Origin of the sequence: Enterobacter sp. BIDMC109, from assembly GCF_001037885.1 — a bacterium.
Lineage (GTDB): Bacteria > Pseudomonadota > Gammaproteobacteria > Enterobacterales > Enterobacteriaceae > Enterobacter > Enterobacter hormaechei_C.
Map to the genome: position 1 here is coordinate 19,082 of NZ_KQ090002.1, position 16,641 is coordinate 35,722.

The 16,641-nt window shown below is 56.7% G+C and carries 13 protein-coding genes; 8 read left to right on the forward strand and 5 right to left on the reverse strand.

What is annotated here, in order from left to right:
• Nucleotides 1-504 precede the first annotated feature (504 nt).
• From SK62_RS00095 to SK62_RS00110, 4 genes are read left to right on the forward strand one after another with little or no spacing between them, the layout of a single operon-like run.
• Nucleotides 505-1,086 (forward strand): fimbrial protein, encoded by a 582-nt coding sequence (locus SK62_RS00095; RefSeq protein ID WP_015572771.1) that lies wholly within the window; start codon nt 505-507, stop codon nt 1,084-1,086.
• Nucleotides 1,087-1,116: 30 nt separating this feature from the next.
• Entirely contained in the window at nt 1,117-1,791 is a 675-nt protein-coding gene (locus SK62_RS00100; RefSeq protein WP_017693782.1) for a fimbrial biogenesis chaperone, read from the forward strand.
• Between the two features lie 4 nt (nt 1,792-1,795).
• The gene (locus SK62_RS00105) at nt 1,796-4,276 is read left to right on the forward strand and encodes a fimbria/pilus outer membrane usher protein (RefSeq protein WP_052948401.1); all 2,481 of its coding nucleotides are present in this window, start codon (nt 1,796-1,798) and stop codon (nt 4,274-4,276) included.
• 9 nt (nt 4,277-4,285) lie between these two features.
• Nucleotides 4,286-5,380 (forward strand): fimbrial protein, encoded by a 1,095-nt coding sequence (locus SK62_RS00110; protein ID WP_023304619.1) that lies wholly within the window; start codon nt 4,286-4,288, stop codon nt 5,378-5,380.
• Between the two features lie 32 nt (nt 5,381-5,412).
• Here SK62_RS00110 and SK62_RS00115 read toward each other — a convergent pair whose 3' ends face one another.
• The 4 genes from SK62_RS00115 to SK62_RS00130 form a co-directional block, all read right to left on the reverse strand.
• Complete coding sequence (locus SK62_RS00115; protein WP_015572767.1) at nt 5,413-5,775, reverse strand: YibL family ribosome-associated protein; 363 nt, start codon at nt 5,773-5,775, stop codon at nt 5,413-5,415.
• Between the two features lie 58 nt (nt 5,776-5,833).
• On the reverse strand, nt 5,834-6,424 hold the full coding sequence (gene mtlR / locus SK62_RS00120) for a mannitol operon repressor MtlR (RefSeq protein WP_015572766.1): 591 nt from the start codon (nt 6,422-6,424) through the stop codon (nt 5,834-5,836).
• Nucleotides 6,421-7,569, reverse strand: coding sequence for a mannitol-1-phosphate 5-dehydrogenase (gene mtlD / locus SK62_RS00125; RefSeq protein WP_023304617.1), 1,149 nt, complete (start codon nt 7,567-7,569; stop codon nt 6,421-6,423). The genes mtlR and mtlD overlap by 4 nt, the downstream gene beginning before the upstream one ends.
• Nucleotides 7,570-7,670: 101 nt before the next feature.
• Nucleotides 7,671-9,578, reverse strand: a complete 1,908-nt coding sequence (locus SK62_RS00130) for a PTS mannitol transporter subunit IICBA (protein ID WP_015572764.1) — start codon at nt 9,576-9,578, stop codon at nt 7,671-7,673.
• A 436-nt stretch (nt 9,579-10,014) separates the two neighbouring features.
• On the opposite strand from SK62_RS00130, the gene SK62_RS00135 reads away from it, so the two are divergent.
• The 3 genes from SK62_RS00135 to selB all read left to right on the forward strand — a co-directional run bounded on the left by SK62_RS00135 (nt 10,015) and on the right by selB (nt 13,947).
• On the forward strand, nt 10,015-10,623 hold the full coding sequence (locus tag SK62_RS00135; RefSeq protein WP_015572763.1) for a glutathione S-transferase: 609 nt from the start codon (nt 10,015-10,017) through the stop codon (nt 10,621-10,623).
• Between the two features lie 103 nt (nt 10,624-10,726).
• A complete protein-coding gene (gene selA / locus SK62_RS00140) occupies nt 10,727-12,112 on the forward strand; it encodes an L-seryl-tRNA(Sec) selenium transferase (protein ID WP_045339143.1) in 1,386 nt (461 codons plus the stop codon).
• Nucleotides 12,109-13,947: a selenocysteine-specific translation elongation factor gene (gene selB / locus SK62_RS00145; RefSeq protein ID WP_047718913.1), complete on the forward strand. Its 1,839-nt coding sequence runs from the start codon at nt 12,109-12,111 to the stop codon at nt 13,945-13,947. Before selA ends, selB begins: the two co-directional genes overlap by 4 nt.
• 3 nt (nt 13,948-13,950) lie before the next feature.
• Here the strand turns inward: selB and SK62_RS00150 are convergent, their stop codons facing one another.
• Nucleotides 13,951-14,835 (reverse strand): ROK family protein, encoded by an 885-nt coding sequence (locus SK62_RS00150; RefSeq protein ID WP_015572761.1) that lies wholly within the window; start codon nt 14,833-14,835, stop codon nt 13,951-13,953.
• A 166-nt stretch (nt 14,836-15,001) separates the two neighbouring features.
• Here SK62_RS00150 and aldB point away from each other — a divergent pair, with 166 nt between their 5' ends.
• Entirely contained in the window at nt 15,002-16,540 is a 1,539-nt protein-coding gene (aldB, locus tag SK62_RS00155) for an aldehyde dehydrogenase AldB (RefSeq protein ID WP_047718914.1), read from the forward strand.
• Nucleotides 16,541-16,641 lie beyond the last annotated feature (101 nt).

Sequence of the window (16,641 nt, forward strand, 5' to 3'; positions counted from 1 at the left end):
AGTGACATTTTTTGGCTAATAATATTCTGAAATAAATTGATCAAACAATGATCAGTTGGCTCTCTTGTAATTTAGTTACGGTATTAAAAGCAAATTAATAATTATCAGAGCAATCGAAAGGGGTTAAATTTGTTAGCTGAGTGTTAATTCCAGAGTGTTTACAGACGCGGCGTACTGCTTTTCAATACGTAGACGCTAAAAGGCATATGATTTACTATTTATTCAGAAGCAACGTTACAGAAGACATTAAATTTATTACTAACCACAACGTATTCAGTGTTATTTTCGGCCAGAAGTCATTTCCTCAGTTGCAGGATATCTGTGTATGGCCTTCTGAAAATATACGGATTATCACCATGGGATGGACCCTGCTTTATTCTATAAGGTCGCGTCACCCATTCTGCTAAAACCCTTTTGGTGGCGTTTTTAAATCCTTATAGCGGTTATTGTACCTGGTACAACAAGTCTATATCTGTTTAATTTACAGAGGGGAAAGTGTTCCAAATGAAAATCAAAAATGTGGCGCTGGCGATTGCCGCGGCGGGGCTGCTGTTATCTTCTCAATCAGTACTGGCAAGCAGTGATTCTGGCGTTAATGCTTCCCTGGATACAGGCGCTGGCTCGCAGAGCACAGGCGGCGTGATCAACTTTACCGGGAAAATCACCCTTATTTCCTGTGATATTACCCCTGCGTCAAAAAGCAAAACGGTAGACCTCGGCGCGTGGGCGAAAAGCTACTTCGACGATCACAGCGAAACGACGCCGCGTGAGTTCAAAATCAACGTAGAGAACTGCCCGGAGACGGTTGAATCGGTTGCGGTACTTTTTGACGGAACCAAAGATACGGTGAATGACACACTGCTACAGGTTACGCCAGGCGAAGGTATGGCGACGGGCGTCGGCGTGAAGCTTTATAACAGCGATCGCAGCACCGCGATTAAACCGGGTACGGTATCTGAAACAACCGCACCGGATGCTGAAGGCAATGCTGAATTAACGTTTTATGCCTCTCTCGACAAAGACGGGTCGGAAATTAACGCGGGCGACGTCAATGCCGTTTCCAACTTCCTGATGGTTTATAACTGATTTCACTCTCAGCCACCTCCAGAGATAATAATGATGAAACGTTTATCGTATATTATGCTCACTGCATTAATGGTTAGTTCTGCGTCAGTTTCCGCTGGCGTTGTAATGGGGGGAACACGGATCGTATACCCACAACACAGCAAGGAGGTGGCATTTTCTGTTTCTAATATGGAAAGTGCGGTTCCCTATCTTATTCAGTCGTGGGTTGAAGGTGATGGGCAGGATAAAAATAACGCTGCGCCATTTATTGTTACACCACCTCTGTTCAGACTTGATCCGGAGCAGACCAACACGCTGCGTATTCAATATACCGGCGCTCCGCTGCCCACAGATCGTGAATCTGTATTCTGGCTCGATATTAAAGCGATTGCGCCAAAGCCAAAAGAGAGCAGCAACGAATTACAAGTTAACGTTAAATCGAAATTTAAAATTTTCTACCGCCCGGACAACCTTAAAGGGGACGCTGCCACTGCCTGGCAGAAAATAACGTTTTCGCGGACGGGAAAAGGGCTTAAGGCCGCCAACCCGACGCCATACTACGTCTCTTTTTATCGACTGTCCGTTGGCGGGCATAAAATTGAGCAGCCGGGCATGATCGGTCCAGGGGAAACCCGTGAATGGCCTGTGTCCGCCTCCGGGGGCGTAAGCTGGTCGGCTATTAATGATTTTGGTGCCATCACCGCCACCCACACCCAGCCTCTTTAAGACCATGTCTTTTCGCCTGTTTCGTTACGCGCCGCTTTCGGTGTTGCTGCTTAGCTTCAGCCGCGCGGGGATGGCCGAGGATTACTTTGATCCCGCCGCGCTGGAGCTTTCCTCTACCGAACAGAAAACGGCGGAACTGCACTATTTCTCTGAAAAGGGCGGGCAGATGCCAGGCACCTGGCTCGTGACGCTGGAGATTAACGGACGCGAGGAGCGGCATCAGGAGATCACCTTCGTCAATGAGAAAGGCAGCCTGCAACCCGTTTTAAGCGTATCGCTGCTGGAAGCGCTTGGGGTGAATGTCAGGGCCATTCCTGCATTCTCACGGTTGCGGGAGGGAGAAACGTTCACGCACCTCGCGGATTTCATTCCGGCAGCGCGAACCTCCTATGATTTCAACCAGCAGCGTCTCTTTCTCAGCCTGCCGCAGGCGGCGATGAAACACCGCAGCCGTGGCTACGTGCCGCAGTCGCAGTGGGACGATGGTATCCCGGCGGCATTTACTGATTACAGTCTTTCGGGCGGCCAGGCACATCATCAGCGTGGCATCACGACATCCAGCTATCTGAGCCTGCGTAACGGTATCAATCTGGGGGCGTGGCGGTTGCGCAACACCTCCGCCTGGAGCCACAGCGACGCGGGCGGCGACCATTTTCAGTCGCAAAGTAGCTGGCTGACCCGGGATATTCGCCGTCTTAACAGCCAGCTACGGATCGGCGATGCCTGGACCGCAGGCGACGTCTTCGATAGCGTGGCGTTTCGCGGGGTACAGCTCACATCAAGCGAAAGCATGTTGCCCGACAGCCAGCGCGGCTTCGCACCAACCATCCGCGGCGTCGCACACAGCTTCGCTAAAGTCTCCGTTTCGCAAAATGGCTATGTGATCTATGAAACCTGGGTGGCCGCCGGGCCATTTATCATTAACGATCTGTTCCCCGGCGCACAAAGTGGCGATCTACAGGTGACGGTCACGGAAAGTGACGGCTCAACGCGCGTCTTTACCCAACCCTATTCTGCGGTGCCGTTTATGCGACGCCTGGGCAGCCTGAAATACAGCCTCAACGCCGGACGATTTCACTCCGGCTCCGGCGATGCGCGTTCACCTGAGTTTGTTGAAGGCGCTTTCTTCTACGGCCTGCTCTCGAGGATGACGGTGTATGGCGGCTTTCGTACGGCGAGCAACTATCAGGCCGGTGCAATTGGCGTAGGCAGAGGGTTTGGCGCATTTGGCTCGCTGGGCATTGACGATACGCTGGCAAAAAGCCGTTTACCCAATGGCAAAAGCGCGATGGGGCAGGCGTGGCGCATTCAGTATCAGAAAGATTTCAGCGCTACCGGCACCGCCTTCAACCTGGCGAGTTATCGCTATGCCTCGCGCAATTACTATGAATTCAGTGAACTGAATCAGTCTGACAGCCAACAGCTGCAACTCAATAATCGCCGTAGCCGCTCGCAGGTCACCTTCTCACAGACGCTGGGTCAGTTCGGCAGCCTCAGCGTCTCGGCATGGATGCAGGATTACTGGCATACGTCCGGGCAGGATAAAACCATCCACATTGGCTGGTACACCAGCTGGCGAGGCATTACCTGGGGCGCGGGGTATGACTACACCGACTCAGCGCTTGAGCAGCATCCCGATCGTACCGTGTCGTTTAACGTCAATGTTCCGCTTGGTCACTGGTTACCGGACAGCTCGGTCAGTTACTTCATCAACCACAACAATCGTGGGATGACCACTCAGCAGGTGTCACTCAACGGCAGTGCGCTGGCGAATCGCAACCTTAATTACAGCGTTCAGCAGAGTAAGGCCAGCGAGGGACAAGCCGACAGTACCAGCCTGGCGCTGCAATACAACGGTGGCTACGGCAACGTCAGCCTCGGTTATGACCACAGCCGAAGCGGTAGCAACGCGAGCCTCGGACTCGCCGGAGGCGTTATCGCCACGCAGTATGGCGTCACGCTTAGCCAGCCGCTGGGCGATACCGTCGCCCTGCTACGCGTGCCCGGCGCGGCGAACGTTGAGCCGGAGGGCTACAACGGGATCCATACCGACAGCCGCGGCTATGCGGTCATGCCAACGCTCTCGGCGTATCGCAAAAATACCGTCAGCCTTGATACGGCGACGCTGGGTGAGAACGTCGACGTTGAGCAGAGCGGTCTGACGCTCATTCCCACCAGCGGCGCGGTGGTGCTGGCCAATTACAAAACCCACATTGGTTATCGCGTTCTGTTTTCCCTGCGCTACCACGGCGAACCGTTGCCGTTTGGCGCGCAGGCTGAAGTGGTGGAGCAGAACCGCCATTCTGCAAACCGAAGCATGGTCGCTGACGGCGGTCAGGCCTACCTGAGCGGGGTACCAGAGCGCGGCACCCTGCGCGTCAGCTGGTATCAGGACGGGGAGCAGCAGCAATGCCAGACACCTTTCAGACTGGGGAAAGCTCATATGGCCCCCGGTATCGCCACGCTATCCGTTGAGTGCCATTAGAGGAATATCATGCGTCGTTTTATTCACTGGTTTTTCTATCTGAGCCTTCTTTCGCTTTTTGGCATGCTGAGTTTTCATGCCCATGCTCAGACCTCATCTTGCCGCACCACGCGCGATCAGTGGGTCGTTCAGGTGCCCTACGCCATAGGGTATGCGCCCGGCACGGCGGACTGGACGCCGATATCTGCGCCGATACAATCTACCGGGGCGGATTTCTACAGCTGTGATGGCGGGAATGATGCCTGGCGTAGTATCGGCTTTGTCGACATGGATAACCCCGTCGGCACCGTGGTTGGTGAAGACGGCGCGTCACGTCACGTCTATAAAACTCAGATCGACGGCATCGGCTACGCGCTGGGGTTCCGGGAACAGCAGTACTGCGGCGCCGATGCGGTACGCTACATTGACGGCACAAGTCAGGTGAATGGCAATGAGTCCCGGCGCATTTGCGACGCATCGCAAAACCCCGCCTTTGCCAGCGCCTCAATGTATAAAATGCAGTTCTGGGTGGTGTTTTACAAAATTCCAACGACCAGCGCCATGCCTGACGATAACGCCAATTCCCAGGAGCAAAATGTCGGATCGCTGATATTGCAGGCGGGAGAAAATCAAGCCAGCGCCACCAACGTGGCGACACCGGTACAGATCCATCTCGCCAGCTTCACCGTCAGGCGTACCAGCTGTTCAGTGGGCTCTCGCAGCATTCTTGTTCCCATGGGGAGCGTGAGCCAGCGTGAATTTCATGGCATAGGCTCCCGCGCCGGAGGCGGACGCTTCAGCATTCCGGTGACCTGCGAAAATAACACGGCGGTGAAGATGGGTTTCTTTGGCGATACCACGCCGGGCAACGATCGGGCGCTGGCATTGACGAAGCAGGAGGATAGCGCCAGCGGTGTCGGGATCGAACTGCTTTACGGTGACAATACCGGTTCGGTTCAGGGGCAGGTGGTACCGTGGAACACCCCACAGGTGTCAGCATTTGGGCAAGTGGGGGATAACCAGACGCAAACCTTCTGGTTTGATGCGCATTACCTTCAGACGGAAGAGAACGTGACGGCGGGAAAAGCGGATGCGATGGCGACGTTTAACCTGATTTACAACTGAGTTTCCCCTGCCGCAGCGGCAGGGGAGGACGATTAGAACGCGGTCTTACAAAAACCCGTCATCTCTTTCAGGCCCATTTCGCGACCAAGCTCAGTCATCGGGTGCACCACCACCAGGCCACGGACGCTTTTCTTCAGCTTGCCCATGTCGGCCTGCTCTTTTTTGGTGATCGCGCGGCGATGCGGCATGTTCATCAGCTTCTGCGCTTCTTTACTCAGCTTCTGGCCTTTCACTTCGCGCAGGCGTTCAATTTCCGCCTCCAGCTTCACGGACTCTTTTTCCAGCTCGGCATATTTCTCGGCAGAATCGACCAGGGAGAGGCCAGCCATCTGATGGCGGATCAGATCCAGACGGTCGCTCAGGCGTTTAATTTCGTTCTTTTCGACTTCTTTCATGACAAATAACTCTGAAAACGGGGAATTTACAGGGAAGGATACACCAATGTGTGCGGGCTTACTTCTGAAACGCTTTTTTTAAGCTGATTTTAGAAATCAGCTCAGTCAGGGAAAGCACCATGGTGGAGCGCACAACCTGTTGATAACGCAGCTTTTGCATCGCGTACAGCTCAGGGTCGCTGTTATCAAACTGAGGTGCGGGAGGGAGCGCGGATACGCAGTGCAGTTCGCCGAAGGGCCCCAGTATCTCATCATCGGTAAAGGTGTACTCATTACCGTCATGATTGAGCTCTTCGCGCAGCGCCATTAACAGCTCGGCGTCTTCATACTCCTGGCGGTTCAGCACACCAAGACCGTAAATCAGCTTCAGCCGTACCGATAAATCGCCCAGCGGTCCGTCTCCGTCCAGTAACGGTTCTACAGCATACTTTACCGCGTAGTCGTCTTTGCGAAACACCTGAAGCACCAGAATGTTCACCGCCTCGGTTAACAGCTCGACGGCGGCAATCAGGAAACTCCGTACGGTTTTGCCAGCATTCAGACGCTCAAGCACACGATTTTCAAAGGCCTGGGTTTGTTCCATTATTGCCTGCATATCTGACAATCTGTTATTCGGGCGCAGGCTAACCTGCGCCGGACTCTGCATCATTTGGTTGCGTTGTATGCGCTGACCGCCTCCGCAACTACGTCACTGTTGGCATCCAGACCGGAGATCTGCGCCAGCGCAGCCTGCGCGCCTTTGTCATCAATCAGCTGAGCCAGCTCAATCGCCTGCGGGTCCTGCTCGCTGCGGTAGTGCATGGCGGCAGCGATGCCCTTCACCAGGTTAGCGTGCGGCAGGCCGTATTCCAGCGTGCCCAGCAGCGGTTTAATCAGGCGGTCGCCCGCGCTTAGTTTACGCAGCGGCTGACGACCCACGCGCTCAACGTCATCTTTCAGATACGGGTTTTCAAAACGACCGAGGATTTTCTGGATGTATGCCGCGTGTTTATCAGCATCAAAACCGTAGCGTTTGATCAGCACCGCGCCGCTCTCTTCCATTGCCCCTTTGACCACCGCACGGATGTTCTCATCGAGGATCGCGTCACGAATCGTCTGATGACCGGCCAATTTTCCGAGGTACGCGGTTATAGCATGCCCGGTGTTCAGCGTGAAGAGTTTACGTTCGACAAATGCCATCAGGTTATCGGTTAATTCCATTCCCGGAATGGTCGGCAGCGCACCCTTAAACTGGGTTTTATCAACGATCCACTCGCTGAAGGTTTCCACGGTCACTTCCAGCGGATCGTTGGTGGCGGATGCTGAAGGCGGAACGATGCGATCCACGGCGGAATCCACAAAACCTACGTGCGCTTCAACCCAGGCTTTATCTTCGTCTGCGACGGTCGCAAGAACGTGGCCTTTCAGCTGCGTGGTGCCGCGCACCATGTTTTCACAGGCGATGATGTTCAGCGGTGTTTCAACGCCCTGTGCTTTACGCTTCGCCAGGCCTTTCGCGACCGCCGGGGCGATACGCTCAAGCACCACCGGACCCACGGCGGTGGTGACCAGATCAACGCTCGCGATGAGGTCAATCACGTCGTCGCCAATGCTGCTTACCGCGTTGACGCCAGAGACCGTTTCAACCTGTTCGTTTTCACCCACCACGTGAACCTGATAGCTATGACGGGCATTCAGGGCATCCAGAACCACCTGATTCACATCGGCGAATGTCAGGGTAATGCCCGCGTCTGCCAGCAGTTTACCGATAAAGCCACGACCGATATTACCTGCGCCAAAATGTAATGCTTTCATAGTGTTAACCTTCATCAATGTTTTTACCCGAGAGGGCTGGGGTGAGGAACGTTTTCCCCTCACCCTAGCCCTCTCCCCGGGGGGAGAGGGAAGAGGCGCTGTTACTTGTTCAGCAGGGCCAGAACTTCTTCAACGCTGGTGGTGTTGGCCAGACGCTCAATAACCGTTTCGTCATCCAGCGCATTGGTCAGGCTGGTAATCACCTGGATATGCTCGTTGTTGCGAGCGGCGATACCAATCACCAGACGGGCGATGTCGTCCTCTTCTTCACCGAAGCGCACGCCATCAGGATACTGACAGAACACCACGCCGGTTTTCAGCACGCGGTCTTTGGCTTCCACCGTACCGTGCGGAACCGCGATGGATTCACCCAGGTAGGTTGGGGTCAGCTTTTCGCGTTCCAGCATCGCCTCAACGTACTCAGGCTGAACGTAGCCGCCTTTCACCAGCTGCTCACCGGCGAAGCGAATGGCCTCTTCTTTATTGGTCGCCGTGCGGCCAAGGAAGATGTTTTCAGCGCCCAGTTTGAACAGATGCGCGTTGCTCTCGTCGAAGCTGTCTTGCAGGCTGGTACGCACTTTCACTTCGTTATCTTCATGGCGCTGCGCCGCCACCAGGCGTTCGGTCAGGCTGGCGTACAGGCCGCTGTCGAGGAAGTTGGTCAGGGAAATGTGCTGCGCCTGCGGTACCTGACGCATAGCGCGTTCGGTCAGATCGCGGTGCGTGATCACCAGGTCAACGTCCGGCGGCAGGCTGTTAATCGCGCTGTTGGTGACGGAGATGTTGGTCAGACCCGCATCCTGCACTTTCTTCCGCAGTACGCCCGCACCCATTGCGCTGGAGCCCATACCGGCATCACAGGCCACGATGATTTTACGCACGTGGCTCAGGTCGTTAGAGACATCACCCGCCGCCAGCGGCGTTGCGCCTTTGGATTCGGCTTTCATGTCATGCATACGACGGGTTGCCGCTTCGATATCGTCGTCTTCTTTCACCTTGCTGGTTTTCAGCAGGATAGCGGAGGCCACGAAGGAGACCGCCATGGCCGCACAGATCGCCGCGATGTTCGCGAAGTAGGCGCCTTTCGGGGTCATCGCCAGCACCGCCAGGATAGAGCCTGGAGAAGCAGGAGACACCAGACCACCGCCCAGTACGCTCAGGGTGAACACGCCGGTCATACCGCCAAGGATAACGGCCAGGATCAGACGTGGGTTCATCAGCACATACGGGAAGTAAATTTCGTGAATACCGCCCAGGAAGTGAATGATCGCCGCGCCGCCAGCAGACTGTTTCGCGCTGCCGCGACCAAAGAACATGTACGCCAGCAGAACGCCCATACCTGGACCCGGGTTCGCTTCAATCAGGAAGAAGATGGACTTGCCGAGATCGTGTGACTGCTGAATACCCAGCGGTGAGAAGATACCGTGGTTGATGGCGTTGTTCAGGAACAGGATTTTCGCTGGTTCAACAAAGATAGACGCCAGCGGCAGCATGTCGTGCGCCACCATGAAGTTAACGCCCGCCGCCAGCAGCTTGGACAGCACTTCAACCGCCGGGCCAATGCCGAGGAATGCCAGAATGGCGAGGATCATCCCGATGATGCCCGCAGAGAAGTTGTTCACCAGCATTTCGAAGCCGGATTTGATCTTGCCATCAACCCAGACGTCGAATTTCTTGATTGCCCAGCCGCCCAGAGGACCGGCAATCATCGCACCGAGGAACATCGGCATATCCGCACCGACGATCACCCCCATGGTTGTGATGGCACCCACGACGCCACCGCGGTCACCGCCCACCAGACGACCACCGGTATAACCGATGAGCAGTGGCAGGAGATAGGTAATCATTGGGCCAACAAGTTTTGCCAGCGTTTCGTTAGGCAACCACCCTGTCGGAATAAATAATGCGGTGATAATACCCCACGCGATAAACGCGCCGATATTTGGCATCACCATGTTGCTGAGGAAACGACCAAAGCTTTGCACTTTGATCTTGAAATCGGATGACATAAAACACCCCTTCTTATGTTTACGCTTAGGCTTGTGGCCCGAGGTTTATCGTTAATGTGCGGCGGCAGAGGTAGCCGGGCCCTGTTCTGATGCTGTGAAATCTGGCACTGAATCGTTCAACTGTCCAGACAGTGAAATTTTGTGTGATCTGAATCACATGAATGTAGGGGGTGAGGACATTAATGAAGTGATCGCGATCACATAACGAGTGTGTAAAAAAAATACATCGCTCAGAATTACGCCAAAATGGGCGGTGTTTTGTGATTTGCATCACAATGTTAAGTTGGTTGTTTGTTTCCAGATTGTGATTTGATTCACAAAATATTTTTATGCAGATTTCTCCCGTATCCCCTCATGGCAGGAATGCGATACGCGCACCTGCCTTTTTCCACGGCTTGATCCATACTGACCTCTTTGTGGGCATTAAGGATAAGCAATGAAACTCATCGGCAGTTATACCAGTCCTTTCGTGCGTAAGATTTCGATTCTCCTGCTGGAGAAAGGGATTGAATTTGAATTCGTAAATGAACAGCCCTACAACGCAGAGAACGGCGTTGCGCAGTACAACCCGCTGGGGAAAGTCCCGGCGCTGGTAACGGACGAGGGCGATTACTGGTTTGATTCCCCGATCATTGCGGAGTACATCGAACTGCTTGGCGTTGCGCCAGCCATGCTGCCGGCGGATCCAAAAGCAGCGCTGGCGATGAAGCAAATTGAAGCCCTGGCGGATGGCATTATGGATGCGGCATTGACGTCCGTACGCGAGCAGGCAAGGCCCGCCGCCCAGCAGTCAGAAAATGAGCTGCTGCGCCAGCGCGAAAAAATCAGCCGCAGCCTGGATATGTGCGAACAGCTGATCCGCGACGGGAAAATTCAGAGCGATAGCCTGAATCTGGCGACGATCGCCATCGCCTGCGCCATTGGCTACCTCAATTTCCGCCGCGTCTCGCCGGGCTGGTGCGTGGATCGTCCGCTGCTGGTCAAACTGGCGGAGACGCTCTTCCAGCGCGAAAGTTTTGCCCGGACTGAACCGCCAAAGGCTTGATGCGGGTTATAACACTTCCTGGCGGGAGGCGGTACAATCCCCCCACATGTTAACTCCCTCTCCCGTCGGGAGGGGGGAAGATATTTACTCGCCAGGCGCATTCATGACTACTCATCATTCCCTCTACAGCCAGATCCCCGCTACCGATCGACTGCTTCGTGACCCGCGCATCACTGCGGTGCTGGAGCAGTTTGGCCATACTGCAACGGTCGACATGCTACGCCAGCTTCAGGACGATGCGCGTCGCCATATTCAGGCTGAGAACGCGCTACCCGGCTGGTGCGTGGCGTGGGCGCAGGAAGTTGAACGCAGGCTGAGCAAGCACGGGCAAAGCGCGTTGCGCCCGGTTATTAACCTGACAGGCACGGTTCTGCACACCAATCTGGGCCGGGCACAGCAGGCCGAAGAGGCAACAGAGGCCGTCACCCGTGCCATGCGCTCGCCGGTGACGCTGGAGTACGATCTGGACGGCGCCGGGCGTGGGCATCGCGATCGCGCACTGGCGGATCTTCTCTGCCAGATCACCGGCGCGGAAGATGCCTGCATTGTGAATAACAACGCGGCGGCGGTGCTGTTAATGCTGGCGGCCACCGCGAGCGGAAAAGAGGTTGTCGTCTCTCGCGGCGAGCTGGTGGAGATCGGCGGGGCGTTTCGTATTCCGGACGTCATGCGCCAGGCGGGCTGCACGCTGCATGAAGTGGGCACAACCAACCGTACCCATGCAAAAGATTATCGCGCGGCGATGAATGAAAACACCGCCCTGCTGATGAAAGTGCATACCAGCAATTACCACATTGAGGGTTTCACCAAAACGGTGGAAGAGGCCGAACTGGCCGCCATTGGGCGCGAGCTAAACGTGCCGGTGATTGCCGATCTCGGCAGCGGGTCGCTGGTGGATATGCGCCAGTACGGTCTGCCGAAAGAGCCCATGGTGCAGGAAATGGTTGCCGCGGGCGTAAGCCTGGTCAGTTTCTCCGGTGATAAATTGCTGGGCGGGCCGCAGGCGGGGATTATCGTCGGCAGGCGCGAGCTGATTGCGCAGCTACAGCAGCACCCGCTTAAGCGCGCCCTGCGTGCCGATAAAATGACGCTGGCCGCGCTGGAAGCCACGCTGCGGCTCTATCTCCACCCGGAGAAACTGGCTGACCGCCTGCCCACGTTGCGTTTGCTGAGCCGTGATGCGGCCTCCATTCGCGCGCAGGCGGAAGCGCTACTGCCGCAGGTTGCTCCTCATTACCCTGAGTTTGACGTTCGTATCGAGCCTTGCCTGTCGCAAATTGGCAGCGGCTCGCTGCCGGTGGACAGGTTACCGAGCGAAGCGCTGACGTTCACCCCGCGCGACGGACGCGGAAGCCAGCTTGAGGCGCTGTCGGCGCGCTGGCGCGCATTACCGACGCCGGTGATTGGCCGGATCGGTGACAGGCGCATGTGGCTGGATTTACGCTGTCTGGAAGATGAAGTGCGGTTTCTGGAGATGATGTTGAAATGATTATTGCCACCGCCGGTCACGTTGACCACGGCAAAACCACGTTATTGCAGGCCATTACGGGCGTGAATGCCGATCGCCTGCCGGAAGAGAAAAAGCGCGGCATGACCATTGACCTGGGTTACGCCTACTGGCCGCAGCCCGACGGTCGCGTGCTGGGCTTTATCGACGTGCCCGGCCACGAGAAGTTTCTTTCCAATATGCTCGCGGGCGTGGGCGGGATCGATCACGCCCTGCTGGTGGTCGCGTGCGATGACGGGGTGATGGCGCAAACGCGCGAGCATCTGGCGATCCTCCAGCTGACGGGAAACCCGCAGTTGACCGTCGCCCTCACCAAAGCGGACCGTGTGGATGAGGCGCGTATCGACGAGGTGCGTGAAGAGGTGCTGGCGGCGCTGAGTGAGTACGGTTTTAGGGATGCCGCACTGTTTGTCACCGTGGCGACAGAAGGCCGCGGTATCGACGCTCTTCGCGACCATTTGCAGCAGATCCCGTCTCGTGTACAGGCCAGCCATCACCGCTTCCGTCTGGCGATCGACAGGGCGTTTACCGTGAAAGGGGCTGGGCTGGTGGTGACCGGTACCGCGCTGAGCGGCGAAGTGAACGTGGGCGATACCCTGTGGCTGACGGGCGTGAACAAACCGATGCGCGTGCGCGGGCTGCACGCGCAAAACCAGCCGGTGGAACAGGCCCACGCCGGGCAGCGTATCGCGCTGAATATTGCCGGTGATGCCGAAAAAGACCAGCTTAACCGCGGCGACTGGCTGCTGGCCGACGCGCCGCCGGAGCCTTCTGAACGGATCATCGTTTCTCTCCAGACCCATACCCCGCTGACCCAGTGGCAGCCGCTGCATATCCACCACGCGGCCAGCCACATCACCGGACGCGTGTCGCTGCTGGAAAACGATCTCGCCGAACTGGTGTTCGACTCCCCGCTCTGGCTGGCGGATAACGACCGCCTGGTTCTGCGCGATATTTCGGCGCGGGAAACGCTGGCGGGCGCGCGCGTGGTCATGCTGGATCCGCCCCGTCGCGGCAAGCGTAAGCCCGAGTATTTACAGTGGCTGGCCGCACTGGCCCAGGCCCGCGATGATAAGTCTGCGTTAGATATCCACCTTGAGCGTGGTGCGGTGGATCTGGCGGCGTTCGCCTGGGCGCGCCAGCTCAGCGGCGAAGGATTGCGTCTTCTGACGCAGGAGCCAGGTTTTATTCAGGCCGGGAACAGCCTGCTGAACGCGCCGGTGGCGGCGCGCTGGCAGCGCAAAGTGCTGAGCACGCTGGCGACCTACCATGAACAGCATCAGGATGAGCCCGGCCCGGGCCGTGAACGTCTGCGGCGCATGGCGTTGCCCATGGAAGACGACGCGCTGGTGCTGTTGCTGATTGAAAACATGCGTGAAAGCGGCGTGATTGCAAGTCATCACGGCTGGCTGCACCTGCCGGAGCACAAGGCCGGTTTTACCGCTGAGCAGGACGCGGTCTGGCAAAAAGTGGCGGCGCTGTTTGGCGATGAACCGTGGTGGGTGCGCGATCTGGCGCGTGAAACCAATACCGATGAGCAGCTGATGCGTCAGGTACTGCGCCATGCGGCGCAGCAGGGGATGATTGTGGCGATCGTGAAAGATCGTTATTACCGCAACGATCGGATCGTGGCGTTTGCGAACCTGATCCGGGAGCTGGATCAGGCGCGCGGATCAACCTGCGCCGCAGACTTCCGCGATCGGCTGAACGTGGGACGCAAACTGGCGATTCAGATCCTGGAGTATTTCAACCGCATCGGGTTTACGCGTCGTCGTGGCAATGACCATGTGCTACGCGACGCGCAGTTATTTCCCTAAGCGTTAAGCGCTGCGCGCCTGCTTCTGCTTAGCCAGCCAGACCGCGCCCAGCCTTCCCGCCTGGTTACCCAGCTCGCAGGGAAGGATGGGCACCCGGAGCGCTTCCCACTCCTCGAATCGCTGTAGGTATTTATCCAGCAGGAGATAGATTTTCTCCTGCTCGCTAATGCCGCCGCCAATCAGCACCGCCTGCGGATCAAACATGGAGATCACGCTGTAGATGCCCCGCGAGAGGAAATGCGCCCACTCTTCTATGGCCTCACGCAGATGCACGTCGCTGTCCATGCGTCTAAACAGCTCCTCACCATCAGGCATCTCATCTTCCGACACGGCCAGCGCGCGGCGGCAGGCTTTCATCAGGCCGCTGGCGGACGCCACTTCGTGCATCGGCTCGCCGTTGTTGCCAACGGGCAGCACGCCAAACTCACCCGCCCGGTAGTGCGACCCACGGTAGAGATCGCCCTCCATGACGATACCGCCGCCGATGCCGGTGCCGATGGTGATGCAGACAAAATGCTCATAGTCCTTACCGGCGCCCTGCCAGCGTTCGCCCAGCGCCGCGCAGTTGGCGTCATTTTCGGTTGTTACGGGGAGATCGGTCAGCTGTGCGAAAAGCTCGCACAGGTTTTCACCGTCAAGGTAATCCAGCGCCCCGGCCTTGGCCGCTTCGCCGGTATGGTGATTGATGTGGCCCGGAAAACTCACGCCGATGCCGACGATCTCATGCTCCTGGCGGTACTTATCCACCACCGCTTTCCACTTCTGTTTGAAGGTGCTTTCATCGTCAGGCGTATCATATTCATCGGATGTCAGTTCTTCGCCGTTTTCGTTGATCACGCCGTGTTTGATGTGGGTTCCGCCCACGTCAAAGCCGATAAATAGCTGCATTGCATCGTTCCTCATGACCCTCTGAGCTATTAAGTATGGCTCCGGCGGCAGAAACGAAACGTAAAGTACGGTAATCCGTGATACGGCTCGTAAACCCGTTACCGACTGGCGAGAAAATCACCAGCCGGAACTACCCTTGTTGTACACCTACTGCAAGGAGACGGTCATGACAAACAATCCTCCCTCATCGCGTATCCAGCCAGGCGAGTATGGTTTTCCTCTTAAGCTGAAGCCCCGCTATGACAACTTTATCGGCGGCGACTGGGTGGCGCCCGTCGACGGCGGATACTATTCCAACCTGACGCCCGTTACCGGCCAGCCGCTGTGTGAAATTGCCAGTTCGGGCAAGCGGGATATCGATTTAGCGCTGGATGCGGCGCATAAGGCGAAAGATAAGTGGGGACAAACGTCCGTTCAGGACAGAGCGGCCATTTTGTTCAAAATCGCCGATCGGATGGAGCAGAATCTGGAGCTGCTGGCGACCGCGGAAACGTGGGACAACGGCAAGCCGATCCGGGAAACCATGGCGGCGGACGTGCCGCTGGCGATTGACCATTTCCGCTATTTTGCGTCCTGCATTCGTGCCCAGGAGGGGGGAATAAGTGAAGTTGACAAAGATACCGTGGCGTATCACTTCCACGAGCCGCTCGGCGTGGTGGGGCAAATTATTCCGTGGAACTTCCCGCTGCTGATGGCGAGCTGGAAAATGGCGCCCGCGCTGGCGGCGGGTAACTGCGTGGTGCTGAAACCTGCACGCTTAACGCCGCTTTCGGTACTGCTGCTGATGGAGGTGATTGGCGACCTGTTGCCGCCGGGGGTCATTAACGTGGTCAACGGGGCCGGGGGAGAGATCGGCGAATATCTGGCTACTTCAAAGCGTATTGCCAAAGTGGCGTTTACCGGCTCAACGGAAGTGGGTCAGCAGATCATGCAGTACGCGACCCAGAACATCATTCCGGTCACCCTGGAGCTGGGCGGGAAATCGCCGAACATCTTCTTTGCCGACGTGATGGATGAAGAGGACGCCTTCTTCGACAAAGCGCTGGAAGGGTTTGCGCTGTTCGCGTTCAACCAGGGTGAAGTCTGCACCTGTCCGAGCCGCGCGCTGGTGCAGGAATCCATTTATGAGCGCTTTATGGAGCGGGCGATCCGGCGCGTGGAGTCGATTCGCAGCGGTAATCCGCTGGATAACGTCACCCAGATGGGAGCGCAGGTATCGCATGGCCAGCTGGAAACCATCCTCAACTATATTGATATCGGTAAAAAAGAGGGGGCCGATGTGTTGACCGGCGGTCGTCGTAAGGTGCTGGGCGGCGATTTGCAGGAGGGTTACTACCTTGAGCCGACCATCCTGTTCGGTAAGAACAACATGCGCGTTTTCCAGGAGGAAATTTTTGGACCGGTGCTGGCCGTCACCACGTTTAAAACCATGGACGAGGCGCTGGAGCTCGCCAACGACACGCAGTATGGCCTGGGGGCGGGCGTCTGGAGTCGTAACGGTAATCTGGCCTATAAAATGGGCCGCGGCATTCAGGCCGGACGCGTATGGACAAACTGCTATCACGCCTATCCGGCTCATGCGGCGTTTGGCGGCTACAAGCAGTCGGGCATCGGGCGTGAAACCCATAAGATGATGCTGGAGCACTACCAGCAAACGAAATGTCTGTTAGTCAGCTACTCCGATAAACCGCTGGGGCTGTTTTAATCTCCGGGCTCAGGCCGTTCCGGGTGGGGTGACCTGAGCCGGGTTAAAGCCGGGTGGCGGCTTCGCCTTACCCGGCCTACTTTTTACTCCCTCTCCCGTGG